The sequence below is a fragment of the Chryseobacterium sp. 2P genome (assembly GCF_059579425.1).
In genome coordinates this window covers 2779841-2806048 of record NZ_CM184194.1, presented here as the reverse complement: position 1 = coordinate 2806048, position 26208 = coordinate 2779841, and the positions used below count along the sequence as shown (strand labels likewise).

Here is a 26208-nt window from a genome sequence, read left to right as displayed (position 1 = left end):
AGATAGATCTTAAAATTCTAAGTTTTGAGTTTAAAATTTATTGTTGTTGAGCTGAATTTTAAATTCTCAATTCATTTATTTTCAATTGATTTTGAAATTATTTTTTAAATCTTTCCCACTTAATGAGCATATATTTGTCTGCAAACTGAGTGATAATTAATCCTGAATTTTTCAGATTTTCTTCTTTACTCATATATTCAATCAGCTCATTTTGTTTTAGGATTTTATATACCGGATGAAACTCAGAATGAGGAGGTCGTGTAATATTGTATTTTTTGATCCATGAACTGATCGTCACATGAGAAACGCCTATAATTCTTTCAATTTCACGAAAACTCAATCCCTCGAGATAGAGCTGTAAAGCTTTGGTTACGTAGTAATCATCTATTTGCTTTCCCAGTTTTTTTACCGTAAAATAATAGTTGCAGTCTTTGCATAGAAAGCGTTGTTTGTTGTTTACAATTCCGCTTTTAACCACTTTGTCTGTGTTGCATTTCGGGCAGCGATTTTCCATAACTATATCTTTTTAGCAAATATATAATAATTTAGCAAAATATTAATTTTGTTTAAAGATAAAATTACCTGTATATTAATTTAATTCAATAAAATTATCTTTTTTATTTGGTTTTAAAAGAAATTATATTTTAAATTTGCCAAAAAATTTAGATAAATAAATGGAAATAGAAATTTCCTCATCCATACATCTGATGTATGTGAGTGAAATACAGCAGGAAATGTACGATTCTGCACAGCGAAGAGGAACGGGGATTGCCAAACGTTCCATAGAATACCTCAGTAAAAAAATTACTGATGGAAATGCTGTAGTCGCCACCGATAAAGGAAAGTGGGTAGGTTTCTGTTATATAGAAACATGGTCTCACGGTCAGTTTGTTGCCAATTCCGGGCTTATTGTCTCTCCCGAATTCAGACATTTGGGAGTGGCAACCTTAATCAAGGACAAAGTATTCGCTTTATCCCGAAAAAAATACCCAAACGCTAAAATTTTCGGATTAACTACCGGTTTAGCAGTAATGAAGATCAACAGCGATTTAGGATATAAACCCGTTATTTATTCTGAACTTACTCAGGATGAAGAATTCTGGAACGGCTGCAAAAGCTGCGTGAATTATGATATTTTAATGAAAAAAGAACGGAAAAACTGTCTTTGCACAGCAATGCTTTTCGTTCCCGATAATACAAAAAACAGCACTGAAAATAATCAGTCTGAAAACAGATACAATAATGAGCAAGAAAGTAGTTTTAGCATTTAGCGGAGGTCTCGATACCTCTTACTGCGCCAAATATCTCAGCGAAACACTGGGGTATGATGTGTATGCAGTTACTGTAAACACCGGAGGTTTTTCCAAAGATGAAGAAAAAGAACTGGAGAAAAAAGCCCTGAATCTTGGGGTAAAAGAATACAGGTGCGTTGATGCTCAGGAAGATTATTACAATTCTTGTGTAAAATATCTGATTTTCGGAAATGTTCTGAAAAACAATACCTATCCTCTGTCTGTAAGTGCGGAGCGTACCATTCAGGCGCAGGAAATTGCAAAATATGCGATTGAAATCGGAGCGGATGCAATTGCCCATGGAAGTACAGGAGCGGGAAATGATCAGGTTCGTTTTGATCTTATTTTTCAGGTGATGTGTCCGAATGTAGAGATCATTACGCCTATTCGTGATATGGCTCTTTCCCGTGAAGAAGAAATTGAATTCTTGAAAAATCACGGTTATGAAATGGAATTTCAGAAAGCACAATATTCTGTCAATAAAGGACTTTGGGGAACTTCAGTTGGCGGAAAGGAAACGCTGACTTCACGAAATTATCTTCCTGAAGAAGCTTTTCCGTCACAAATTAAAGAAAATCAACCCTCTGAACTGGAGATTGAGTTTAAAAATGGTGAAATTATCTCTGTAAACGGAGAAAGTTTTGAACATCCGGTTTACGCAATTCAGAAAATTGAAGAATTGGCTTCCGCTTACGGAATCGGTCGTGATATTCATGTTGGAGATACTATTGTAGGAATCAAAGGAAGGGTAGGTTTCGAAGCAGCAGCAGCTTCAGTGATTATCAAAGCGCATCATTTATTAGAAAAACATACGCTTTCAAAATATCAGCAGATGATGAAGTCCCAATTATCCGACTGGTATGGGAACTGGCTTCACGAAGCACTTTTCTTAGATCCTGTGATGAGAAATATCGAGTCTTTCCTTGTTGATTCTCAAAAAACAGTCAGCGGAAAAGTATTTGTAACCCTTCATCCTTACCGATTTATTTTGAATGGAATTGAATCTCAGCATGATTTGATGTCGGACAAATTCGGAAGCTACGGAGAAGCAAACAGGGCATGGACAGGCGAAGATGTAAAAGGCTACACAAAGATTGTAAGCAATTCTTTAAACATATATCATCAGATTAATAAATAAAATTTGGGCAGCTTTATCCGCCTGTAGTTTATCCTGAGCTTGTCGAAGGATCCCAATCTTTTATTCGTCGTTCCTCCTCATAAAAGGATTTCCGTTCAGGTCGGGCTGCAAGAGAGTCAAAGACCAATGAACCCGAAGGGTTCAATACGAATAGCCGTAGGTAAAACCTATGGATTAAAAGATCAATACAAACAAAGAACCCGAAGGGTTCAATATAAATAACCTTAGGTGAAAACCTATGGAAAATAATAAAATGAAAAAGAAAATTGGAATCATCGGAGCCAACGGTTACACAGGAAGCGAACTGGTTCGTCTGTTGGTTTTTCATCCCAATGTGTCATTGAGTTTTTTATATAGCCGTTCAAATTCGGGAACAAAAATTTCAGACTTGTACTCGGATTTAACGACGGTTTGTGAAATGATTTTAACGGATCAGTCTGAAGAAGTCGATATTCTCTTTCTATGCCTTCCTCACAAAGAAAGTCAGAATTGGCTGATTCAGAATCCCATAAAAGATGAAACATTGGTGATTGATTTAGGGAACGATTTTCGCCTCGATGGAAACTTTGGAAACAGAAATTTTATCTACGGATTGCCCGAAATCAATAAAAAACAACTTTCCGGAGCCAGAAGCATTGCCAATCCGGGATGTTTTGCAACAGCAATTCAACTCGCTCTGCTTCCTTTAGCTCAAAAAGGGTTGTTGAATGAAGTGTATACAACAGGAATCACAGGTTCAACAGGTGCAGGTCAGTCTTTACAGGCAACCACGCATTTTACATGGAGGAACGATAATGTTTCGGCTTATAAAACTTTAACACACCAACATGTGGATGAGATTTTACAACAATTAGTTTCTTTTAATACCAATGAAATCAGTCTGAATTTTGTTCCATGGAGAGGAGACTTTGCGAGAGGAATTTTTACAAGTTCTACAATAAAGACAGATTTAGAACTTTCACAGATCTATCAGTTGTTTGAAGATTTTTATGCAGAGGAACCTTTTGTACAGGTAAGCGGAAAAGCAATTGATTTAAAGCAAGTTGTCAATACCAATCGCTGTGTGATACAGATTGAAAAATGTGGGAATGTTGCGGTCATTCACTCAGCGATTGACAATTTGTTAAAAGGTGCTTCCGGGCAGGCAGTTCAAAACATGAATATCGCCATGGGCTGGGAAGAAAATTTAGGATTAAACTTGAAAGCGACAGCGTTTTAAACGTGAATAGTCAATAGGTCAATCGTGAATTTTTACAACTCAATCAAAACCGACTTAGGAAAATGTAGCGTTAAGAAAAATAGTTTTGTGAACGTTAAGAAAATTCTACTGTTTGAAGCGCGAAACAAATACAGAACCGAAGAGCAAATGCTGATTTCGCGCAAGTTTTAGAATTTTTAGAGAACAAAAATATTTTTTAGCGGAAGTTTCCAAGTCTTGAACTTTTGTTTCTTTTGTTTCAAGACAAAAGAAAAATATAATAAAGATGAATTATTCATCAAACATCAATTATCATTTATAAATAGACATGAATTTATTCAACGTATATCCATTATTCAACATCAATCCCGTAAAAGCACAGGGATCATTTCTTTGGGATGATAAAGGAGAAAAATATCTTGATTTTTACGGAGGTCATGCGGTGATTTCTATCGGGCATAACCATCCGCATTATAAAACTCAGTTAAAGAATCAATTAGATAAAATATCTTTCTATTCAAACTCGGTTCAGAATGAATTGCAGACTGAACTGGCTGAAAAATTGGGAAAACTTTCAGGTTTAGAAGATTATAATTTGTTTCTGTGTAATTCAGGAGCAGAAGCGAACGAAAATGCTTTAAAACTGGCTTCGTTTCATAATGGAAAAAATAAGGTACTGTATTTTTCAGGTTCATTTCATGGAAGAACTTCGGCAGCAGTTTCGGTCACGGACAATCCTAAAATTGTAGCTCCTGTGAATTATGATGAAAGATTCATTAAATCTGAATGGAATAATATCGAACAGCTTGAAGAAGTTTTTGAAAAACAGGGAAATAAAATTTCATCCGTCATCATTGAAGGAATTCAGGGAGTGGGTGGAATTATGATTCCAACAGTTGAATTTTTAACTAAAATCAAAGAATTATGCGAAAAATACAATGTTGTTTTGATTTTAGATGAAGTTCAGTCGGGATACGGAAGAAGTGGTTATTTCTTTGCCCATCAGGAATTTGAGATTGAAGCCGATATCATCACCACCGCAAAAGGAATGGGAAATGGCTTCCCGATTGGCGGCGTTTTAATTCATCCGAAGTTTCAGGCAAGTAATGGTTTATTGGGGACGACTTTTGGCGGAAATCACTTGGCTTGTGTTGCGGCAATTGCTGTTTTAGATGTCATGAAAGATGAAAATCTTATCGAAAATGCTCAGAAAATGGGCGAATATATTGAAAATGAAATTAAAGATTTTCCACACATAAAAACCATCCGAAGGAAAGGCTTGATGATTGGTATTGAACTCGACAGAGACTGCTCGGAAGTGAGGAACAGCCTGTTGTACCATCATCATATTTTCACAGGAAACTCTAATGATAAAGCGGTCTTAAGGATTCTTCCGGCGCTTAATATTAAAAAAGAAGAAACGGATCTATTCATTAATGCTTTGAAAGAAGTTTTAGAAAATATTTAGAATTTGAAAATTATGCGGAATGTTATTCTGACGAAGGAAGAATCTATTAATTATCAAAAAGAGATTCTTCACTACACTTTGTTTCGTTCAGAATGACAAACACAACTATCATTAGCTGATTAGAACGCCCTTGCGAACGAAAATATTTTCAAGTTAAATAAAAAAAACTTCGCGACCACAGCGTTAAAAACTCAATCAAGTAGGTAAGATAAAAAATCTTTAAAATTTATTTAAAAATGAAATGGATATTCCATTTGTCCATTGAAAAAATAAAAATTACCAAATGAAAAAATTCACCTCTGTAAGCGATGTTGAAAACTTACAGCAAATCATAAAAAAAGCTCTACAAATTAAAGAAAATCCTCTTTCAGAACCCGAAAAAGGAAAAGGAAAAACAATAGGACTTGTCTTTTTAAATTCAAGTTTGAGAACCCGTTTAAGCAGTCAGATTGCGGCTCAGAATTTAGGCTTAAATATTTTAACCTTAAACGCTGCTCAGGAAGCATGGAACCTAGAATTTGCGGATGGTGCAGTGATGAACGGAGATACAGTAGAACATATCAAAGATGCTATTGAAGTATTAAATCAATATTGCGATATTATCGCCGTTCGTTGTTTTGCAGGAATGAAAAGTAAGGAAGATGATGTAAACGAAAGCATTTTAAGCCAGTTTGAGCAACATGCAAAAGTTCCGGTTATTTCTCTTGAATCTGCGACACGTCATCCTTTGCAAAGTCTGGCAGATTGCATCACCATTACCGAAAACTGGCACTTCGACAAGCTCAGTGTAAATCGTAAACCGAAAGTGGTTTTAACCTGGGCGCCTCACATTAAACCGATTGCTCATGCGGTGGGAAATTCCTTTGCAGAATGGATGCAGGAAATGGATGTAGATTTTGTCATTGCCAATCCGGAAGGGTATGATTTAGATAAAAATTTTACAAAAAATGTGAAAGTTATTCATAATCAGGAAGAAGCATTAAAAGATGCCAATTTTATCTATGTTAAAAACTGGTCGTCTTTTGATGATTATGCTAAAATGCATGAAGTAAAAGAAAATTGGATGCTGACGAACGAAAAACTGAAAAATACCAATCATGCAAAAGTAATGCATTGCCTTCCGGTTCGTCGAAATGTGGAACTGAGCGATGAGGTGATGGATGGTGAAAATTCAATCATTTATCAGCAGGCAAAAAACCGGATTTTCTCTGCACAGGCTGTTTTTTCTGAAATTTTAGATGAATTGAATTCTTAATAAAACAAACCTCATAGGTTTCAAAAACCTATGAGGTTTCCAAAAAAGATTTGTAATGAAAGAAAAGTTATACATCATAAAAATTGGCGGAGCATTAATTGATGACGAGGAGTTGTTAGAACAATTTTTAGAGCAATTTGCAGAAATTCAGGAAAAGAAAATCCTGATACATGGAGGAGGAAAACTGGCAACAACTTTAGCCGATAAACTCGGAATTGAGCAAAAACTTGTAAACGGAAGGAGAATAACCGATAAAGAGACGTTGGACATTGTCGCAATGGTTTATGCAGGAGGAATCAATAAAAACATTGTCGCAAAACTTCAGCAGAAAAAGTGTAAAGCCATTGGTTTTTCGGGAGCGGATGCGAACTTAATTAAAGCCAAAAAAAGAGAACACGCTGAAATAGATTTCGGATTTGTGGGAGATATCACCGAAAAAAGCGTGAACAGAAAATTAATTTCAAAATTGCTGAAACTGGAACTTGTTCCTGTATTTTCGGCAATTACCCATGATAAAAAAGGGCATCTTTTCAATACCAATGCAGATACGATCGCTTCGGTAATTGCACAGGCTTTATCCGTAAAATATGATGTGGAGTTGTTATACTGTTTTGATAAAGAAGGTGTTCTGGAAGATGTAAACAATCCGGAATCGGTTATTAAAAATATCTCCGAAGAAGAATTTTCAATCTTAAAAGAAGATGGAAAACTTCACAAAGGAATTCTTCCAAAGTTAGAAAACGCTTTGGGAGCAGTAAAAAATAATGTCAATAAGGTATTCTTAATTAAAGAAACCGAACTGAAAAACCATATAGAAAACCATCATGCAGGAACTGAAATCTGTTTATAGCAAAGAAGAATTGCGGGATAATGCCATTGAATTTTTAAAAAAGCTGATTGAAATTCCGTCCTTCAGCAAGGATGAATTTAACACGTCGGTGGAAATTGAAAATTTTTTCAAAAAACATCAGATTCCGACAAAACGTTTTAAAAATAATATTTGGGCGGTAAATAAAAATTTTGATGTTTTCAAGCCATCTATTTTGCTGAATACGCATCACGATACCGTAAAACCTAACAAAGCTTATACTTTGGATCCATTTGTTCCGATTGAAAAAGACGGAAAATTATTCGGATTGGGAAGTAATGATGCGGGAGCTTCATTGGTTTCGATGGCGCAGGTTTTTTTACATTTTTATGAAAAAGAAAATTTACAATATAACTTAATTATAGCCTTAACGGCAGAGGAGGAGATTTCAGGTTTTGATGGTATTGAAGCGCTTTTCCCCCAATTACCGAATATTGAACTCGCCATTGTAGGAGAACCCACGCAGATGAATCTGGCGATTGCAGAAAAAGGACTTTTGGTAATTGACGGTGAAATGAAAGGCACTCCTTCTCACGCCGCTCATCCGAACAATGATAATTCGATTGTAAAATGTATGGAAGATTTGCAGCGTATTTTAAATTTCAAATTTCCAAAAGTTTCGGATTATTTGGGTGAAGTTAAAATTACTTTGTCAGGAATCCACGCGGGAGTTCAGCATAATGTTGTTCCGGAATCCTGTACTTTCACTTTAGATGTAAGAGTTACGGATGAATATTCTAATAAAGAAGCATTTGAAATCATACAGTCTCAGATGAAATCCACTTTAACCGCAAGATCGTTCAGATTAAATTCTTCTAAAATTGAAATGGATCATCCTTTTGTAAAAGCAGGTTTGGAAATTGGGAGGACAACGTACGGTTCCCCAACATCATCTGATCAGGCAATCATTCCGTGTACCTCCGTAAAGCTCGGTCCCGGCGACAGTACCCGTTCTCACACCGTGGATGAATACATTTACATAAAGGAAATAGAAGAAGGGATTGAGATTTATATTCAAATTTTAGAGAAAGTTTTATAGGCTGGAAGTAGGAAGAGGGATGATGGAAGTTTATGAAGCATAAAAATATCGACCTAGGAAAATGGAGCGTTAAGAAAAATAATTTTATGAACGTTAAGAAAATCCCACTGTTTGAGTGCGACGGGAATATCAAATCGAAGAACAAATATTCAATTCGCGCAAGTTTTGGGGATTTTAGGGTTCAATTTAAATTTTTAGCCGGAGTTTCCAGTCTTGAATTTTTGTTTCTTTTGTTTTAAGACAAAAGAAAATTTTAAAAACAAAAAAGAAATTTTATGAAAAAAATATGGCAGAAAGACAATAACGCCACCAATATATTAGTCAATACATTCACAGTCGGGAAAGATCTTGATTTTGATGAACGTTTGGCAAAATACGATGTCAAAGGTTCAATGGCGCACTGCAAAATGTTGGCAGAAGTGGGAATTATTTCTGTTGAAGAATCAGAGCAAATGTTGATTGTTTTAAAGGAAATCTTAGAAGATATTGAAAACAGTACATTTAAAATTGATAAAAATGCGGAAGATATTCATTCTCAGATTGAATCGATTTTAATTGAAAAATTAGGCGATACCGGAAAGAAAATTCACACGGCGCGTTCCAGAAACGATCAGGTTTTACTGGATATTAAATTGTATTTATTAGACGAAATCCGTGAAATTACCACATTAACAGACGAATTCTTTCAGATATTAATCAAACTGGCGGAACAGCATAAAAATGTTTTGCTTCCGGGATATACCCATTTGCAGATTGCAATGCCTTCCTCATTCGGATTGTGGTTTGGAGCCTATGCAGAAGCATTGTTGGATGATATTGAAATGCTGTTTTCAGTTAAAAATATTATCAATAAAAATCCATTGGGTTCTGCGGCAGGTTATGGTTCATCGTTCCCGATTGATCGTGAGAGTACAACATACAATTTAGGCTTTCAGTCGATGAATTACAATTCCGTGTATGCCCAGATGACGCGTGGGAAGTCTGAAAAAATGCTGTCGATGGCAATGGCGACTTTAGCGGGAACATTAGGAAAATTCTCTTACGATGTTTGTCTGTATTTAAGCCAGAATTTCGATTTCATAAGTTTTCCGAAGGAATTTACCACAGGAAGCAGCATTATGCCACACAAGAAAAATCCGGATATTTTTGAGCTGGTTCGGGCGCGCTGCAACAGAATACAGTCGTTACCGAATGAATTTATTTTGCTCACGAATAACCTTCCTTCAGGCTATCACAGAGATATGCAGCTTACAAAAGAAATCCTTTTCCCTGCGATTGATTCCTTAAAAGAATGTCTGGAAATTTTAAATTATACATTACCCAATATTCAGGTGAAAGACGGGATTTTGGAGGATGAAAAATACAAATATCTTTTCAGCGTAGAGAAAATCAATGAAGAAGTAAAAAACGGAAGTTCCTTCCGGGATGCTTACGTAAAAGTAGGGCAGGAGATTGAAAATAATGCATTCGATTTTGAAACTGGAAGTTTAAACCATACGCATCAGGGAAGTATTGGAAATTTGTGTTTAGATAAGATAGAATATCAGTTTAATAAACTGAAAAATAAATTATTGGGTTGAATTATTTTAAACCATTAAGATTCATTTAAGGAGTTAAAAAAATTAAGAGATATAGGATTTTTGATATAATTCGCTTCAAAATCTTAAATTAGCTTAATTTCTTAATTAAAATCTTAATGGTTCAATTTAACCCAGATCAATCTTAAACTTCGTAGACTTTTTCACCTCGTGCAATACAATAGAACTGTGATATTGACCGATATTCGGGATGTTTGAGATCACATTCACCGTAAAATCATTATAAGAATTAATGTCTTTTGCGATAATCTTCAGCATATAGTCGTATTCACCGGAAAGACTGATGATTTCCTGAACTTCATCATGTTGCATGATATTTTTTTCAAAAGTTTCCAGAACTTTTTTAGACTGTTCTTTTAAACGGACATTGCAGTAAACGACAATATTCAAGCCTAGTTTTTCACGGTTTAAAAGACCTACGTATTTCTCAATAATTCCGTTTTTCTCCAGTTGCTTAATGCGTTCATACGTTGGAGTAAAGGTAAGACCAATTTTTTCCGAAATTTCTTTCACAGAAAGCGTAGAATCTTCCTGAATAATACTGAGAATCATCCTGTCTTTTAAATCCATATAGTCGATTTTGAATCGTAAATATACAATTTTATAAAAATTAAAACTAAAATTTTGTTTTATAAACCCAAAACCTTTTGATATACAGCCGGAATATTAACATCTGTTTTGTTCAATGGCAGACTAATTGCTGTAATCTGCATACGAAATCCAGATTAATATGAACCGAAATACGACTACGGCAACATCTTCATTGGCTGATTACGATACCCATCACAAATTTAAAAATGAAATTTTAAACGGACTGAGTGAGGAGCCCAAACATTTATTATCCAAATATTTCTACGATAAAAAAGGAGATGAGCTTTTTCAACAGATCATGAATATGCCGGAATATTATCTCACTGATTGCGAACTCGAAATTTTTACAAGAAAAAAGAATGAAATTGCAAAAGCAATCCGAGCATTCGATGAGCCTTTTGATCTGGTTGAACTCGGAGCCGGAGATGCTACAAAATCCTTGTATCTGCTTGAATATCTTGTAGCGCAAAACGCTGATTTTACCTACATGCCGATTGATATTTCCGCAAATATTATTTCAATTTTGGAGGAAAATCTTACTTCAAAAGTTCCGGAGCTTCAAATGACAGGTCTTAATGGAGAATACTTTGAAATGCTCGATAAGGCCAACGAAATTTCTTCTCGCAGAAAAGTCATTCTTTTCTTAGGTGGAAATATTGGAAATATGGAAATTGAAGAAGCCTATGAATTCTGTAATGCATTAAAATCGAAACTCAATCCAAATGATATTCTTCTTATTGGTTTTGATCTGAAGAAAAATCCCCACACCATTCTTGCTGCCTATAACGATAAAGAAGGAATTACTTCATCTTTTAATCTCAATCTTTTAACCAGAATTAATGAAGAATTGGAAGCAGACTTTAATATAGATCATTTTAGTCATTATCAGACCTATGATCCGCTTTCGGGAGCATGCAGAAGTTATCTGATTAGTCTTGAAGATCAGAAGGTACATATTGATGATCAGGAAATCAGTTTTAAAGCAAATGAAGCGGTGTATATGGAAATTTCCCAAAAATACTCAGAAAAGGAAATAGATATAATGGCAAGAAAGACCGGATTTAAGCCGTTGAAACAGATTTCTGATAACAAAGGCTGGTTTGTGGATGCGATCTGGAAAATCTAATTTAAATTAAAACCTAAAACGATGATCGAACAGAATACACTAGTCAAAGAAAAACAGTTGTTTGAGAATTACTGTAGAATCAGAGCGCGATCCGTTGAAATATGCGAACCGCTTGAAACGGAAGATTTTGTAGTTCAGCCTGTTGTAGATGTAAGTCCTCCGAAATGGCATTTAGGACATACAACATGGTTTTTCGAAACTTTTATTTTGATCCCGAATCTTGATGGTTATCAGGTTTTTAATGCACAATACAATTTCGTTTTCAACAGTTATTACGAAACCATTGGTGCGAGAGTTATTAGGACTGACAGAGGAAATTTGAGCCGGCCTTCTGTTGCCGATATTTTTCAGTATCGGAAATATGTCGATGAACAAATGGAAACTTTTCTTTTAAACAACGGCTTATCCGATGATCTTCAAAAACTCTTTGAATTAGGTCTAAACCACGAACAGCAGCATCAGGAATTGTTATTAACTGATATCAAATATATTCTGGGTCACAATCCGTTATTTCCCGCTTACAACGAAAATTTTCCGTTAGAAAAATCAGAACCGGAAAATTCTGAAATGCTTTCTTTCGGTGAAGGTATTTATGAAATAGGTTTTGAAGGAGAAGGATTCTGTTTTGATAATGAACTTAACAGACATAAAGTATACCTCAATGATTTCCAGATCTCAAACCGCTTAGTAACCAACTCAGAATATATTGAATTTATGAATGAAGGAGGATATGAAGATTTCAGGCACTGGCATGCGGAAGGCTGGGACTGGGTAAAACAAAATAATGCTAAATCTCCTTTATACTGGCATTTCATAGAAGGTCAATGGATGCATTATACTTTAAACGGTTTAAAAGAAACAAATCCGGATGTGGCCGTTTGTCACATCAACTTTTTTGAAGCTTCTGCTTTTGCCTCATGGAAAGGAATGCGCTTGCCTACCGAAGCAGAATGGGAAATCGCTTCCGATTTTTTAAGATGGGGAAAACGATGGGAATGGACAGGAAGTGCTTATCTTCCGTATCCCGGCTTTGCAAAAGAAGAAGGAGCAGTGGGAGAGTATAACGGAAAATTTATGGTCAATCAGATGGTTTTGCGAGGTGCTTCATTGGCAACACCAAAAGGACACAGCCGGAAAACATACAGAAATTTCTTTCCCACATCACTGCAGTGGCAGTTTACAGGCATAAGGCTGGCTAAATAATTTCTTCGGATGATTACAGTATATCGAAAATCAACCCAAAAAAAATAAACAATTGCTTCCGAAAATAAATGCTTGACATTGAACGGTGGAAACCATGCCAATCCGCTTTGTAAAGGTATTTTAACATTACTATTTATTGTATTTAGATGCTAACAAGTAACGGATTTCTCTACAAATTTAATTTTCATTTTGTCAGTTTACAGAATTGTTATATCTTTGCACCTAATGAATAACACAGTATTTATATCATTAGAATTACCGGGCGTAGACGCCCTTTACGATATTTATTTATTTTAAGCGAAGATATTTTCTTCGCTTTTTTTTTGTAAAAAATTTAAAGACAATATGTTTACGATCACAGAACTAAGCAACGAAAGAATTAACAGTATAGTAACAGAAGCTCTGGCTTTTGCGAACGGAAAAACTGCCAAAATTGATGGAGAAGTTTTTTGTTCCAATCTTTTCTTCGAAGACAGTACAAGAACAAAAACAAGTTTTGATATTGCTGAAAGAAAACTTGGACTACAGGTTATTCCTTTCGATGCTTCCCACAGTTCCGTAAACAAAGGAGAAAGTCTTTACGATACAATAAAAACGATCGAAAGTCTGGGGGTAAACCTTGTTGTAATAAGAGATAAGAAAGACAGATATTTCGAAGAACTGAAAAACATAAAAATCCCTGTAATTAACGGAGGTGACGGAACCGGAAATCATCCTTCACAATGTATGCTTGATTTAATGACGATCTATCAGGAGTTTGGAAAATTTGAAGGATTAAAAGTAGGAATCGTTGGAGACGTAAAACACAGCAGAGTGGCAAACTCCAACGCTGAAGCTTTAAGAAGACTAGGCGCAAAAGTATATTTCTCAGGACCTGAACAGTGGTTTGATGAAGGAGCCTTAATCAACGGAACCTATCTGAATATTGATGAAATGATCCATGACGTAGATGTTCTGATGTTACTAAGAATCCAGCACGAAAGGCACGATGCTAAAATGAGTTTCTCTGCTTCAGAATACCACAAAAAATATGGCTTAACCAAAGAAAGAGAAAAGGCCATGAAAAAAGAAGCCATCATTATGCATCCTGCACCCATCAACAGAGGAGTGGAAATTGATGATGATTTGGTAGAATGCGAACGCTCAAGAGTTTTCAAACAAATGCAGAACGGTGTTTTCGCAAGAATGGCAATCTTAAAAGAAGCCTTGGAAAACCAAGGATATACTTTTAAATAAGAACCAAGGTAAAAGAGCCAAAGTAACAGTAAAAAGAATCAAGTAGTAAGCCGACCCGAAAGGGTCAAACCACAATAGCCGTGGGTCAAACCCATGGAAAAGATAAAAAGATGATAACCAAAGCCCTGAAAGGGCGATCTGTTAATAGCCATGGGTAAAACCTTGGAAACAAAAAGATAAAGATTATCAAAGCCTCGTAGAGGCGACCTGTTAATAAAAAAGAAAATCTAAATAAAGAAAATGAAGAAAAAATTAATACTGGAGTCCGGTGAAGTGTTTCACGGAGAAGGTTTCGGAGCAGAATTGGAAACTGCAGGAGAGGTGGTTTTCAATACCGGAATGACAGGGTATCAGGAATTGATCTCTGATCCGTCTTACTGCGGTCAGATTGTTTGTATGACCTATCCGCTTATCGGAAACTATGGAATTAATAGAGATGACTATGAGAGTATTGAACCGGCGATTAAAGGACTTATCGTAAAAGAGCTTTGTGATCTGCCATCCAATTTCCGTACTCAGATTACTTTAGATGAACTATTTAAAAAGAAAAACCTTTCCGGAATTTCAGGAATCGATACCAGAAGGCTGACAAGAATTCTTCGTAACCACGGAGTGGTGAAAGGAAAAATCGTAAACGCTGATGCCGATGAAAGCACAGTGGTTTCAGAATTAAAATCAACCAACTTCCCAACCAATCAGGTTGAGCAGGTTTCCACAAAAACACCTTATGCAAATCCGGGAAGAGGACTTAAAGTGGTGCTTGTAGATTTTGGTTCCAAATTAGGAATTATCAGAGAATTATCTCAAAGAAACTGCGATATCACAGTCGTTTCTCAGGATGTAACGGCAGAAGAAATCTTACTGATGAATCCTGACGGAGTAATGTTATCCAACGGTCCCGGTGATCCTGAAGATAACCAACAGGCTTTAGAAATGATCAGAGGAATTTTAGGAAAAGTTCCGATCTTCGGAATCTGTTTAGGACACCAGTTAATTGGTTTGGCTTGTGGCGCAAAAACGTTCAAGTTGAAATTCGGACACAGAGGTGGAAACCATCCGGTTTTAGATGTAGAGAAAAACAAAGTGGCGATCACTTCCCAAAACCACGGTTACGCCGTAGATCAGGAAAGTTTGAAAGATACCGACTTAATAGAAACACACATCGCCCTGAACGACAGAACAAACGAAGGTCTGAAACACAAAATTCACCCTTGTTTCTCCGTTCAGTATCATCCTGAAGCAAGCCCGGGTCCGGAAGATGCAAACTACTTATTTGATGAGTTTATTGAATTAATGGAAAACTTTAAAAAGTAAAATTATTTTGAAGTCCCTTTTTCTAACCTTCGCTACAAGTATTTTACTAAGCTGTAATACAACAAAAGTTGTTGAGCAAAAACAATTGTTTCAAAAGATTGACAGTTTGGTTCAAACCAAAAATCCAAGAACATTCAATGGAGTGGTTGTGATTTCAAAAGAAGGAAAAAATATTTACGAAAAAGCTTACGGGTTTTCAAATGCTAAAAATCAGACTAAGCTTAGTCCTGACGATAGATTTTCATCAATGTCTATTGCAAAGCAGATTACAGCGACTTTGGTAATGCTGGAAGTAGAAAAAGGAACCATCAGTCTTAATCAGCCAATCAATATTTATCTGAAGGATTTAAAATATGATTGGGCAAACAAGGTAACCGTTCATCATCTATTGAACAATTCTTCAGGGATTGATGCCTGGCAATTAAAAGAAGAATTACTTTTTGAGCCGGGAACTCAGTTCAAGTATTCGAATATTGGTTATGCTATGCTGGGCAAAATTCTGGAAAGTGCAACCGGAAAATCTTATGAACAACTTGTTACAGAACTTTTCGGAAGATGTGGAATGAAAAGTAGCTTTTATCCTAATACTATAAATCAGAAAAGTCTTGTTAATAGTTATGCGATTACAAAAGATGGGACAAATCTGGTCAAAGAATTTCCATATTCAGCAGAACTTTATCCTGGAAGTCATTTGATTGTTACAGCCGGAGATCTGGCAAAATGGAACAATCTCCTTCACAATGGTAAAATTCTGAAAGACGAAAGCTATCAGAAAATGATTCATTATTCTATTACTGATATTCATACACTTTTCAGTGAGAAAGAAATAGGTTATGGCTACGGATTAAGAATTAACGACAAAGCGGATGTTTTTGAAATCGGACATACGGGATTTTCTCCGCCAGCAGGATTTACAGCTGTTAACCTATATTATCCAAAGAAGAAAATTTCGGTTACAGTATTGGAAAATCAGGCAACAGATAATTTTGATATTGCTTATTATTTTGAACAAGAAATTAGAAATACAATCGTAAAAAGCAATTTGGTAAAATAAAATTTAAAAAGTAAAATGAAAAGAAACGACATAAAAACAATTTTAGTAATCGGTTCAGGTCCCATCATTATCGGTCAGGCGGCGGAATTTGATTACGCAGGAACGCAGGCTTGCCTGTCTTTAAAAGAAGAAGGCTACAAGGTAATTTTGATTAACTCAAACCCTGCAACCATTATGACGGATGTTGAAATCGCAGACAAAGTCTACATCGAGCCGATTTCACTTCAGTTTGTAAGTCATATCATCAGAAAAGAACGTCCCGATGCACTTTTACCAACGCTTGGAGGACAAACCGGACTGAATATGGCGGTAGAACTGGAAAAATCAGGAATTTTGGAAGAATGCAAAGTTGAGGTGTTGGGAACAAAACTTTCAGCCATCAACAGAGCGGAAGACAGAGATCTTTTCCGTGAACTGATGAGAGAATTAAACGAACCCGTTCCGGAATCTGATATTGTAAACACGGTGGAAGGAGCATTAAATTTTGCAGACAGAATCGGGTATCCTGTCATTGTTCGTCCGGCTTTCACAATGGGTGGAACAGGAGGAGGTATCGCTTCCAACGAAACGGAACTGAAAGAAATTGCTGAACTGGGATTAAAACACAGTCCCGTAACACAGTGTCTGATTGAAAAATCAATCGCAGGTTTCAAAGAAATAGAATACGAAGTAATGCGTGATGCAAACGACAACGCCATTGTGGTTTGTAACATGGAAAATATTGATCCGGTTGGAGTTCACACAGGAGATTCAATCGTTGTGGCGCCTTCTCAGACACTTTCAGACAGAGAATATCAGTTGTTGAGAAACGCTTCACTGAAAATCATCAGAGCATTAGGAATTGAAGGAGGATGTAACGTGCAGTTGGCTTTAGATCCGCATTCATTCAATTATTATATCATCGAAGTAAACCCTAGAGTTTCGAGATCATCCGCTTTAGCATCAAAAGCAACAGGATATCCGATCGCAAAAATCGCTGCAAAAATCGCGGTAGGTTTAACACTGGATGAAATCATGAATCCGGTAACAGGAAAGACTTATGCTTGTTTCGAACCGGCTTTAGACTATGTGGTAACAAAATTCCCAAGATTCCCTTTCGATAAATTCGAAACAGCGGACAGAAGATTATCAACCCAGATGAAGGCTACGGGTGAAGTAATGGCAATCGGAAGAAATTTCGAAGAATCTTTACAGAAAGCTATCCGTTCTCTGGAAACAGGAATTAAACATATCGGTTTAAAAACAAAACAGGCAGCAGCTTTAACGGCTGAAGAAATCGAAAGAAGAATCAGAGTTTGTGATGACGAAAGATTATTTATCATCGGAGATGCTTTAAGAAGAGGGTACGACTGGGAACAGATCGTAGAATGGAGCAAAATTGATAAATTCTTCATTTGGAAAATCAAAAAACTGATTGATTTCGAAAAGACAATCGCAGAAAATAAATTCAGCAAAGAAATTTTACTGGAAGCTAAAAAACTAGGTTTTGCAGATATAAATATTGCAGTTCTGTGGAACGTGACGGAGCGTGAAGTGTTCAATTTCAGAAAAGAAAACGGAGTAATGCCGGTGTACAAAATGGTAGACACCTGCGCTGCGGAATTCGAATCTGAAACCCCTTATTTCTACGGAACTTACGAAGAAGAAAACGAATCTGTGGTTTCGGATAAAGAAAAAATCATCGTATTAGGTTCAGGACCGATCAGAATCGGGCAGGGAGTTGAGTTTGATTATGCAACAGTACACTCGGTTTGGGCAATCAAAGAAATGGGCTACGAAGCGATTATCATCAACAATAATCCTGAAACCGTTTCCACGGATTTCTCGATTTCAGATAAACTTTACTTCGAGCCTTTAACGGAAGAAGATGTAATGAACATCATCGAGCTGGAAAAACCAAAAGGCGTTGTGGTACAGTTCGGAGGACAGACAGCTATCAATTTAGCAGATAAATTAGCCGCTCACGGAGTTGAGATTTTGGGAACTTCCCTGGAAGATCTGGACAGAGCGGAAAATAGAGATAAATTCGAAAAAGCGCTTCAGGAAATGCAGATTCCGCAGCCTTTAGGAAAAACTTCGGTTTCAAAAGAAGAAGCGATAAAAATTGCCAACGAGATCGGTTATCCGGTGTTGGTTCGCCCGAGCTATGTTTTAGGAGGAAGAGCGATGGAAATCGTGTACACGGAAACAGAACTGGCGCACTACATGGAAAATGCAGTGGAAGCAAGCCCTGAACATCCTGTTTTGGTCGACAAATACATGGTGGGAAAAGAAGTGGAAATCGATGCCATCTGCGACGGAGAAACAGTAATCATTCCGGGAATTATGGAACACATCGAAAGAGCGGGAGTTCACTCCGGAGACTCAATTGCAGTGTATCCTCCACAGAATATTTCACAAAGCGAGATCGAAACTTTGGTTGATTACACGAAAAGATTGGCGAAAGGATTAAATGTGATCGGATTAATGAACATCCAGTACGTTCTTTTCGAAGGAAATGTATATGTGATCGAAGTAAATCCAAGATCATCGAGAACCGTACCTTTCTTGTCTAAAATCACCGATGTTCCGATGGCAAATCTGGCTACAAAAGCAATTTTAGGACAGAAACTGAAAGATTTAGGCTACGAAAGCGGACTGGTTCCAAACAAAGAAGGGGTTTTCGTAAAAGTTCCGGTGTTCTCTTTCTCAAAATTAACAAAAGTAGATATCTCTTTAGGACCTGAAATGAAGTCTACGGGAGAAGTAATGGGGAAAGACACCACTCTGGAAAAAGCATTATACAAAGGATTGGTTGCGGCAGGAAGAAAAGTTCCGATGCACGGTTCGATTTTGTTTACCGTTGCAGATAAACACAAGCAGGAAGCGGCTGATCTGGCAGCAAGATTCCACGAAGTTGGTTTCAGAATCTGGGCAACGGAAGGAACGGCAAAATTCTTCGAAGAAAAAGGAATTCCATGCAAAATAGGATATAAAATCGGGGAGGAGAGTGTCAACCTGATCGACTTGATTCAGAAAGGAAAAGTACAGTATGTTGTGAACACGATGACGAAAGGAAAACAGTCGGAAAGAGACGGTTTCCAGATCAGAAGAATGAGCGTAGAAAACGGCGTACCTTGTTTAACATCCATGGATACAGTAGAAGCCATCCTGAAAGTTATCGAAAGCATGAGTTTCAAAATGGAGACAATGTAGTTTTCGGAAATTTTAATGATTTACCATAAATCAAACCTCACAGGTTTTTAAAACCTGTGAGGTTTTGTTTTTCATATTGTTTTTCGAATTAAATAAAGTAAAAGCGGGAGATTTTTTCTTCCGCTTTTTTTATAGAGATTTTTCAGAATTTTTTGAAGCAAAATTAAATCAATAATAATTTAATAATTCCGTACATTAGATTTTTTAAAAACCATAACACGGTCCTATAAAGTAAACCATGATTAAAAAAAGCCTTATAATATTCCTTGCATCATTCTGTCATTTTATATTTTCTCAAAGCAAAACAGCTACTTATTATGCGGAAAAAGGAAGAGATCTTGTAAAGCAGAAACAGTATGCAGAAGCTATAAAGAATTATGATAAAGCAATAAGCATTAATCCGAACAGCAGTGTAGTTTTTCATCATCGTGGTGCTTCTAAAGCCAATCTCAAGGACTATAAGGGAGCGATAGCCGATTACTCAACATCAATTAAGTTGAATCCGAATGATTTTGAAGTATTTTATAATCGTGGTGTTGCAGAATATTATTCAAAAGATATCCAAAATGCATGGAATGATTTCAATAAAAGTATAGAAATGAATGCCGATTTTGCGCAGTCTTATTTATTCAGAGGATATTGTAATGGTGATTTAAAGAAATATGAAGAAGCATTACGTGATTTTGACAAGGCGCTTACACTTGATCCAAACAATGCGGATGGATATATCAACAGAGCTATCGTTAACATAAATGTTGGCAATAATATAGAAGCAATGGAAGATGCTGACAAATCTGTAGTATTAAATCCACAGGATATAAGAGGTTACAATATAAGAGGACAGGCAAAAGCTTTATTGAAAAAATACAAAGATGCTATTGACGATTTTACGATTGTAATTAATAAGGATCCGAAACATATACAGGCAATTTCCAATAGAATGTCTTTAGAATTAGAATTACACGACACTGAAGGTGCCTGTAAAGATTATTTAAGAATGAAAAAACTGGGCGAGAAAAATACCTATATGGAAACTTATTGTAATTAATCTTTCTAAGTTTAGGAATATCAATATTAAATTGCATATATGTTAACTCTGGAAAATATTAATGAATTTTTTGCTGATTATCCGATTAAAGATATTGACTGCAATCACAATATTTTAATGGATTATGAAAAGATTTTTGAGATTTACGACGGTAAATTTGGATATTTAAGCTATCTGGAATTTAAATCTTCAGATGATTCAGAAATTTTTTTAGGCTCTTATCCGATGAACGGAGCCGATTTGTGGAAATGTAAAAAATGTGGAAAGCTCAAATTCTTTTATACTGAAACTGGCGGTCATTTTCCTCAGACTTTATCTGTTGATGTGGATTTTAATAAGAAATATCTTTCAGATCCCTTTGCAAAATCAGTCTCCATAAAAGCCGAAAAATTGAGTGATTTTATCACTATATTTGGTTTTTCCGAATTGCAAAATCCTGAAAAAATAGAAAAATTTAACGGAATTAAAGTTATTGATAAATCAAAAAGCTATTGATAAATCAAAAAGCTATATTTTTGGTTATCATGAATTTAATGGAGATATAGCTTTTAATGTGATTGCAGATAAAACTACTTTGAGAAAAATATATGATTTTGAAAATTCATAAAAACACAAAACGATGTCAGTACAAAATTTCTCTTACAGCTTCACTACTTCAAAATCCCCTGAAGAAATCTTCAGTACTTTAATTAATCCCCGAAACTGGTGGATTGGTCTGCATCATGAAATCATTACCGGAAAATCTGAAAATCTGAATGATGAATTTATTTTTGATGCCGGAAATGGAGTTCATCACACCGTTCAACGACTTATAGAAGTAAGTCCTTACGAGAAAATTGTTTGGGAAGTGATCGAAAGCAAACTCAAATTCGTAAACAAAATGGACGAATGGACCGGAACAAAAATTTGTTTTGAGATTTTCAAAGAAGCCGATAAAACAAAAGTTGTTTTCACGCACGAAGGCTTGAGCCCGCAATTTGAATGTTTTGGCGGCTGTTCCGGTGCATGGTCGCAATATCTGGAAAAGTTGGAGAAAGATTTGAATCAATAGAATTTTAAGATTTTGAAAAAAAATATCTATTCACTATAATTATAATATTTAGAGCTTATTTTATAAATAAAAGTCTCAATTTCAGAGCTTTATTCATAAGGTCTATGTCTTGTTTTCCTAATACTTTCCTTTTGCTCTTCGGAAAATTTAAATCCATTTCTTTCATCGTCTAAAATCCTTTAAATGTAACCTGGAACCCTTTCCGGAATTTTTTCCGGAGTATCTTTCAGAATTATAAAAATTCTGTACATTTAGAACAAAACCTGTAAATTTAAAAATGCACAAAAAAATCTTTTCCATTCTATTTTTCTTTTTGATTTTCACCATAAAAGCACAAACTGTATACACCGGCTTTATCGGCAATTATCCTGTTGAAATGGTGATTTATCCTTATGGGAAATTGGCTGATGCTACATACTCTTACACTAATTTCGATGAACCGATAAGTCTGGACAATGGCAAAATAAACAATGGACATCTTATATTTCAGGAAAAGGAAAATTCAAAAAAAGATATTACGACAGCTGTTTTAACGATCAATAATTTTTCTAAATCCAAAGATAACCTCGAAGGAACATGGAAAAATACAAAAAGCAATACCGAACTCAAAGTCAGCCTTACCAAACAATATGCTTTTGATGTCGGTGAAAATATCGAATGGTCTGGAAGAGAACTGCTGCAGCCTGTTTCTCTGGGAAATAATTATTTTAAAATTGTACTTACCAAAAAGAAAGATGAATATTACCCGAAAGTTTCCGCAGTGAAGATTATTGAGAAAAAAACTGATAAAGTGTTGCAGATTCTTAATGTAGAATGCCAACCTTGGGGATTGAATAGTATTGCTGTAAATGATTATAATTTTGATGGAATTATGGATTTTTCCGTTTTTGAAAGCAGTTATGCCGGTCCCAACACTTCCAGCATTTACTTCTTATATGATAAAAAATCCCAGCAGTATTTTGAAAGTGGCTTTAGCGGAATTTCTTTGGAATTTGATCAGGCTAAAAAAAGAATTTACGAAAGGAATCAATGCTGTGCCGGTACAGTGGTGACAACCGCGGAATATAAAGTGGTGGATAACAACATGATTATACTGGGGCAACACTGCTATCGCTGGAGCGAGAAAAAGCATGGGCTTGTAGAGAGAAAGTTAAAGGAATGCCGGTAAATTTTTCTTTTTATGAAAGATTTCCTATGGTAAAGGTGATAGGAAAATAAATTAGTTTTTATTCGAGTCAAAAGAATTGTGGGGAAAAGAAATTTTATATCTTTAAAACCTGAAAATTAATAACTCTGAAACCAAATGACGAAACATCAGCAAAGAGTAGCCGAAGTCTATCATTTTTTCGACAATAAAGACACTGTTTTAGGATTTAGAAAATTACTGGACTGTGCAATGGATACTCAGAATATGGAGATCTACAAAGAAGCTGTCGCATTAACTGACTGGAAAGAACAGTTTCCTTCGTACACGGAGGAACTCATCGAAAAATCAAAAAATCTTCTTCAGAAAATAGAAAAAATTCCGGTAAAAGAACAATCGCTGGAAAAATCTGTACTGAGAGCCAGAAATATTTTAAAATCCTACGGAAGCAACCGCTTTTCGCTGGGTCCTGTTTCTGTGGAAATGAATAAAGGACAGGTTTACGGCTTGGTAGGCGAAAACGGAAACGGAAAAACAACTTTACTCAGAATTCTGGCAAAAGAAATTTCCCACAACGAAGGAGAACTGAATTATTCTTTCAACGAAGAACCAAAAAATGAATACGATCTCCGTACAAAGCTGGTTTACATTCCGCAGAGAACGGCAAAATGGTACGGAAGTTTAAAGGACAACCTGAAATTTGTACTGTCAAATTACGGTGTGAAACCTGAAGAAAATGAAACACGAACTTTAATGATGATTGCCCGTCTCGGACTTTGGAATTACAAACATCTGAAGTGGAGCGAACTTTCTTCCGGCTACAAAATGCGTTTTGAATTAGCCAGAACACTGCTGAGAAAACCGGAAATTTTATTACTGGATGAACCTCTTGCCAATCTGGATGTTTTGGCACAGCAGGTTATTCTGGAAGATTTAAAATCTATTGCAAATTCGGTTAATAATCCTATTGCGTTGATTTTGAGTTCACAGCAGCTTTACGAGGTAGAGAAAATATCAGACAAAGTTATTTTCCTGAAAAACGGGCAGTACAAAGACAATTCCGAACTGGTAAATGAAGAAAATGACGGACTGATTATCGAAATTGATACTACAAACTCCAGAGAAGATTTATTAAAAGCATTTGAAGGTTTCCCTCTTGAAAAACTGAATTTCAACGGAGGGGTTTATGTTGCTCATTTTTCAGCAGATACAGAGTTTCATACGGTGATGTCCGCGCTTGGAAATGCCAGAATGAATGTGGTGTACATCCGTAATATTTCTTCTTCAACCAGAAGGTTTTTCGTAAGCTAATTTTCTCAAATTCAACAAAAAATGCAAAAAATAAATAAAATTAATCAATTTCTGCTCGAAAAATATCCAACGGTATGGAATACCAGAATTGTATGGATGCTTTTGGCGAGTGCAGTTCTTCATATTTTCTTTTTTATAGTAGGCTATATTTCTCACGCTGATCCGGTCTCTTTACAGAAAATGAATGTAAAAGATGACTATTTCCGCGAAGGAATGATTTTTATCCACCTCATTATTTCGGTTCTCATGATGGTAGGATGGCTGATTATGATGTTTAAAAATAACGCATTCAAAAACTTTTATCCTTCTTCAAAAGGAAAATTGTTCCTGCAGTTTGTTCAGTACTTCATTATTCTTTTTGCAGGTACTACTTTTTATTTTTCTTATATGACGGGTTTTAAATTGTTTATTAAAAACAAATATCCCGATCAGGAAATGACTGAAAATATCAACGTTATTAATAAAGCCAATGCTTTTCTTTCTCAGGATCTTGAGCATTATACTTTGGATAACAGAACTTTTCCAAAGTTTTACGATTTGTATTGCGAAACGGATATTAATAAAATAGACCGGAATCAGAAATATTTTGTGTACTATAACAGGGTTTATCAGTTCTATAACTTATATTCAAAAACCGTTTATAAAAAAGATAAATACGGAGATTTCCTTTTCCCGTCAGGTGAAACCAAAAAGAATCTGGCGTATGAAGAAAATAAAAAAGGTTCTGCAACCTACTATTTCAAAAAAGATGTCGTGGATATGTCATCCTACATCAATACCACGGATTTAACGTATTATAATTTTTCTGATGTATTTTATAGTGATGATGATTCAGGAAAAGATTATTTGAGGATGCAATATTCTGTTGAAGAACCTTATGATGGATATAATCAGATGGTTAAAGACTCTTATAAAAAGAAGAGATTCGAAATCAACAGATTTACAACGGATCTGCTGAATAAAAAAAATCCTGCTGAAATTGAAAAGCTGCTGAAAAGTTTTCTTGATATTTCAAAAAAATTCGGAATCAACAATAACCTTGATTCAAAAAGCTGGGTGAAAATGATCTATTATCCCAATGATTTCAACGTCAGATATTTTATTAAAAAATATAAACCGGTTCCTGGTGAAGAATATGATGTAAATAATCCGCCAACGGACGAAGACGGAAATTATGTGTACACCGAAACTGTTGCAGATTCTGCTGTTGCTGTTGTTGACGGTGAAGTGGTGAATGATTCCGTTCAGATCAGAGACTTTAATCCGGATATTGATAACCAGCTTTCTCCGGCGGAATATTTTAAGAATAACACGACAGATTACTACTATTATTCAGACAATCTTCAGAATCTTCTGAATAATGTAGATATTATAAAATCTACGGATTTCTTTTCAGAAAATATTCATATTTACATCTGGATCGCATTTTTCCTCTCTACCATTATTTTCAGCTTCAGAATAACAGGGCTTAAATCTCTTCTTTTCAGCGTGATTAGTGCAGGCGTTTTATTCTTGGCAGTTGTTCTGGTAACAGTATTATTTTCAGCTTCAGGCGGTAGAAGTGAAATTGAATTTTTTGTTTCCTATTTTGTTTTTTTTATAGGACTGGTGATTTTACTGCTTCCAATTGTAATGATGAAAAGTCTTAAAAAAATTATTGCCTCAATTCTCATTAACATCTCGATGAATGGCTTTGCTCTTTTTGTTTTGCTGATCTTTTTTATCATTAATATCCATCAGGAAAGAAGCTGTGACCAGATCAATATTATGTCTTATAACTGTCCTACAATTATTAAAACATTAGAATTCAATCTCAGTTATATAATTTTATGCTGCGGATTTGTCTTTATGTATCTGTATACTTCTGTTCTGCATAAATGGAAAGCAATGCCGAATTAATTTTCATTAACGATTGAAACTTATCTAAACTTTTGATTATTTTGAAAATAGCTTTCTAAAATATCTTTTGTAGTTAAACTTAAAACAGGTTGAAACAATAAAAAAGCTTACTTAAACAAGAAATTAAAAATGGCATTTTAACAAATTTTATCATGTCAGAAAATGGTTTTTATATTCAAT

At 35.5% G+C, this 26208-nt stretch carries 22 protein-coding genes; 20 read left to right on the top strand and 2 right to left on the bottom strand.

What is annotated here, in order from left to right; all coding sequences use genetic code 11:
• Positions 1-97: 97 nt before the first annotated feature.
• Positions 98-514: an IS1/IS1595 family N-terminal zinc-binding domain-containing protein gene (locus tag AC52CF_RS12790; RefSeq protein WP_050379900.1), complete on the bottom strand. Its 417-nt coding sequence runs from the start codon at positions 512-514 to the stop codon at positions 98-100.
• A 160-nt stretch (positions 515-674) separates the two neighbouring features.
• Here AC52CF_RS12790 and AC52CF_RS12785 point away from each other — a divergent pair, with 160 nt between their 5' ends.
• The 8 genes from AC52CF_RS12785 to argH all read left to right on the top strand — a co-directional run bounded on the left by AC52CF_RS12785 (position 675) and on the right by argH (position 9838).
• Positions 675-1271, top strand: coding sequence for a GNAT family N-acetyltransferase (locus AC52CF_RS12785; RefSeq protein WP_185205749.1), 597 nt, complete (start codon positions 675-677; stop codon positions 1269-1271).
• Positions 1243-2430 carry an argininosuccinate synthase gene (gene argG / locus AC52CF_RS12780; protein WP_496517229.1) on the top strand — a complete coding sequence of 396 codons (1188 nt, stop codon included), beginning with the start codon at positions 1243-1245 and terminating at the stop codon, positions 2428-2430. The genes AC52CF_RS12785 and argG overlap by 29 nt, the downstream gene beginning before the upstream one ends.
• Positions 2431-2683: 253 nt before the next feature.
• On the top strand, positions 2684-3649 hold the full coding sequence (gene argC, locus AC52CF_RS12775) for an N-acetyl-gamma-glutamyl-phosphate reductase (protein ID WP_214589347.1): 966 nt from the start codon (positions 2684-2686) through the stop codon (positions 3647-3649).
• Between the two features lie 307 nt (positions 3650-3956).
• Positions 3957-5096 (top strand): aspartate aminotransferase family protein, encoded by a 1140-nt coding sequence (locus AC52CF_RS12770; protein WP_214589348.1) that lies wholly within the window; start codon positions 3957-3959, stop codon positions 5094-5096.
• Between the two features lie 283 nt (positions 5097-5379).
• Positions 5380-6351 carry a Rossmann-fold NAD(P)-binding domain-containing protein gene (locus AC52CF_RS12765; protein WP_290261401.1) on the top strand — a complete coding sequence of 324 codons (972 nt, stop codon included), beginning with the start codon at positions 5380-5382 and terminating at the stop codon, positions 6349-6351.
• A gap of 55 nt (positions 6352-6406) precedes the next feature.
• The gene (gene argB, locus AC52CF_RS12760; RefSeq protein ID WP_214589350.1) at positions 6407-7201 is read left to right on the top strand and encodes an acetylglutamate kinase; all 795 of its coding nucleotides are present in this window, start codon (positions 6407-6409) and stop codon (positions 7199-7201) included.
• Positions 7176-8258, top strand: coding sequence for a M20 family metallo-hydrolase (locus AC52CF_RS12755; protein ID WP_214589351.1), 1083 nt, complete (start codon positions 7176-7178; stop codon positions 8256-8258). Before argB ends, AC52CF_RS12755 begins: the two co-directional genes overlap by 26 nt.
• A gap of 275 nt (positions 8259-8533) precedes the next feature.
• The gene (gene argH, locus AC52CF_RS12750) at positions 8534-9838 is read left to right on the top strand and encodes an argininosuccinate lyase (protein ID WP_214589352.1); all 1305 of its coding nucleotides are present in this window, start codon (positions 8534-8536) and stop codon (positions 9836-9838) included.
• A 126-nt stretch (positions 9839-9964) separates the two neighbouring features.
• On the opposite strand, the gene AC52CF_RS12745 is transcribed toward argH, so the two are convergent.
• Positions 9965-10426, bottom strand: coding sequence for an Lrp/AsnC family transcriptional regulator (locus AC52CF_RS12745; RefSeq protein WP_214589353.1), 462 nt, complete (start codon positions 10424-10426; stop codon positions 9965-9967).
• Between the two features lie 160 nt (positions 10427-10586).
• Between AC52CF_RS12745 and AC52CF_RS12740 the strand changes: the two genes are divergently transcribed.
• The 12 genes from AC52CF_RS12740 to AC52CF_RS12685 all read left to right on the top strand — a co-directional run bounded on the left by AC52CF_RS12740 (position 10587) and on the right by AC52CF_RS12685 (position 26028).
• A complete protein-coding gene (locus AC52CF_RS12740) occupies positions 10587-11573 on the top strand; it encodes an L-histidine N(alpha)-methyltransferase (RefSeq protein WP_214589354.1) in 987 nt (328 codons plus the stop codon).
• Positions 11574-11594: 21 nt separating this feature from the next.
• Positions 11595-12776, top strand: coding sequence for an ergothioneine biosynthesis protein EgtB (gene egtB / locus AC52CF_RS12735; protein WP_375181234.1), 1182 nt, complete (start codon positions 11595-11597; stop codon positions 12774-12776).
• Between the two features lie 345 nt (positions 12777-13121).
• A complete protein-coding gene (locus tag AC52CF_RS12730) occupies positions 13122-14012 on the top strand; it encodes an aspartate carbamoyltransferase catalytic subunit (RefSeq protein ID WP_214589356.1) in 891 nt (296 codons plus the stop codon).
• A 240-nt stretch (positions 14013-14252) separates the two neighbouring features.
• Entirely contained in the window at positions 14253-15326 is a 1074-nt protein-coding gene (locus AC52CF_RS12725; protein WP_214589357.1) for a carbamoyl phosphate synthase small subunit, read from the top strand.
• A 7-nt stretch (positions 15327-15333) separates the two neighbouring features.
• Complete coding sequence (locus AC52CF_RS12720) at positions 15334-16380, top strand: serine hydrolase domain-containing protein (protein ID WP_214589358.1); 1047 nt, start codon at positions 15334-15336, stop codon at positions 16378-16380.
• 15 nt (positions 16381-16395) lie between these two features.
• Complete coding sequence (gene carB, locus AC52CF_RS12715; RefSeq protein WP_214589359.1) at positions 16396-19575, top strand: carbamoyl-phosphate synthase large subunit; 3180 nt, start codon at positions 16396-16398, stop codon at positions 19573-19575.
• A gap of 238 nt (positions 19576-19813) precedes the next feature.
• Positions 19814-20623 (top strand): tetratricopeptide repeat protein, encoded by an 810-nt coding sequence (locus tag AC52CF_RS12710; protein ID WP_214589360.1) that lies wholly within the window; start codon positions 19814-19816, stop codon positions 20621-20623.
• Positions 20624-20662: 39 nt separating this feature from the next.
• Positions 20663-21118, top strand: a complete 456-nt coding sequence (locus AC52CF_RS12705) for a hypothetical protein (protein ID WP_214589361.1) — start codon at positions 20663-20665, stop codon at positions 21116-21118.
• 124 nt (positions 21119-21242) lie between these two features.
• Positions 21243-21674, top strand: a complete 432-nt coding sequence (locus AC52CF_RS12700) for an SRPBCC family protein (RefSeq protein WP_214589362.1) — start codon at positions 21243-21245, stop codon at positions 21672-21674.
• 277 nt (positions 21675-21951) lie between these two features.
• The gene (locus AC52CF_RS12695) at positions 21952-22842 is read left to right on the top strand and encodes an XAC2610-related protein (RefSeq protein ID WP_214589363.1); all 891 of its coding nucleotides are present in this window, start codon (positions 21952-21954) and stop codon (positions 22840-22842) included.
• 135 nt (positions 22843-22977) lie between these two features.
• The gene (locus AC52CF_RS12690) at positions 22978-24129 is read left to right on the top strand and encodes an ABC transporter ATP-binding protein (RefSeq protein ID WP_214589364.1); all 1152 of its coding nucleotides are present in this window, start codon (positions 22978-22980) and stop codon (positions 24127-24129) included.
• Positions 24130-24150: 21 nt separating this feature from the next.
• Entirely contained in the window at positions 24151-26028 is a 1878-nt protein-coding gene (locus AC52CF_RS12685; protein ID WP_214589365.1) for a hypothetical protein, read from the top strand.
• Positions 26029-26208: the final 180 nt, after the last annotated feature.

Excerpts from the sequence above, each read along its gene's own strand:
- argC (WP_214589347.1), top strand. The coding sequence starts at position 2,684 with ATGAAAAAGAAAATTGGAATCATCGGAGCCAACGGTTACACAGGAAGC.
- AC52CF_RS12785 (WP_185205749.1), top strand. The coding sequence starts at position 675 with ATGGAAATAGAAATTTCCTCATCCATACATCTGATGTATGTGAGTGAA.
- AC52CF_RS12730 (WP_214589356.1), top strand. The coding sequence starts at position 13,122 with ATGTTTACGATCACAGAACTAAGCAACGAAAGAATTAACAGTATAGTA.
- argB (WP_214589350.1), top strand. The coding sequence starts at position 6,407 with ATGAAAGAAAAGTTATACATCATAAAAATTGGCGGAGCATTAATTGAT.
- argG (WP_496517229.1), top strand. The coding sequence starts at position 1,243 with ATGAGCAAGAAAGTAGTTTTAGCATTTAGCGGAGGTCTCGATACCTCT.
- AC52CF_RS12690 (WP_214589364.1), top strand. The coding sequence starts at position 22,978 with ATGACGAAACATCAGCAAAGAGTAGCCGAAGTCTATCATTTTTTCGAC.
- AC52CF_RS12765 (WP_290261401.1), top strand. The coding sequence starts at position 5,380 with ATGAAAAAATTCACCTCTGTAAGCGATGTTGAAAACTTACAGCAAATC.
- AC52CF_RS12705 (WP_214589361.1), top strand. The coding sequence starts at position 20,663 with ATGTTAACTCTGGAAAATATTAATGAATTTTTTGCTGATTATCCGATT.
- argH (WP_214589352.1), top strand. The coding sequence starts at position 8,534 with ATGAAAAAAATATGGCAGAAAGACAATAACGCCACCAATATATTAGTC.
- egtB (WP_375181234.1), top strand. The coding sequence starts at position 11,595 with ATGATCGAACAGAATACACTAGTCAAAGAAAAACAGTTGTTTGAGAAT.
- AC52CF_RS12725 (WP_214589357.1), top strand. The coding sequence starts at position 14,253 with ATGAAGAAAAAATTAATACTGGAGTCCGGTGAAGTGTTTCACGGAGAA.
- AC52CF_RS12710 (WP_214589360.1), top strand. The coding sequence starts at position 19,814 with ATGATTAAAAAAAGCCTTATAATATTCCTTGCATCATTCTGTCATTTT.
- AC52CF_RS12700 (WP_214589362.1), top strand. The coding sequence starts at position 21,243 with ATGTCAGTACAAAATTTCTCTTACAGCTTCACTACTTCAAAATCCCCT.
- AC52CF_RS12685 (WP_214589365.1), top strand. The coding sequence starts at position 24,151 with ATGCAAAAAATAAATAAAATTAATCAATTTCTGCTCGAAAAATATCCA.
- AC52CF_RS12755 (WP_214589351.1), top strand. The coding sequence starts at position 7,176 with ATGCAGGAACTGAAATCTGTTTATAGCAAAGAAGAATTGCGGGATAAT.
- AC52CF_RS12695 (WP_214589363.1), top strand. The coding sequence starts at position 21,952 with ATGCACAAAAAAATCTTTTCCATTCTATTTTTCTTTTTGATTTTCACC.
- AC52CF_RS12770 (WP_214589348.1), top strand. The coding sequence starts at position 3,957 with ATGAATTTATTCAACGTATATCCATTATTCAACATCAATCCCGTAAAA.
- carB (WP_214589359.1), top strand. The coding sequence starts at position 16,396 with ATGAAAAGAAACGACATAAAAACAATTTTAGTAATCGGTTCAGGTCCC.
- AC52CF_RS12790 (WP_050379900.1), bottom strand. The coding sequence starts at position 514 with ATGGAAAATCGCTGCCCGAAATGCAACACAGACAAAGTGGTTAAAAGC.
- AC52CF_RS12740 (WP_214589354.1), top strand. The coding sequence starts at position 10,587 with ATGAACCGAAATACGACTACGGCAACATCTTCATTGGCTGATTACGAT.
- AC52CF_RS12745 (WP_214589353.1), bottom strand. The coding sequence starts at position 10,426 with ATGGATTTAAAAGACAGGATGATTCTCAGTATTATTCAGGAAGATTCT.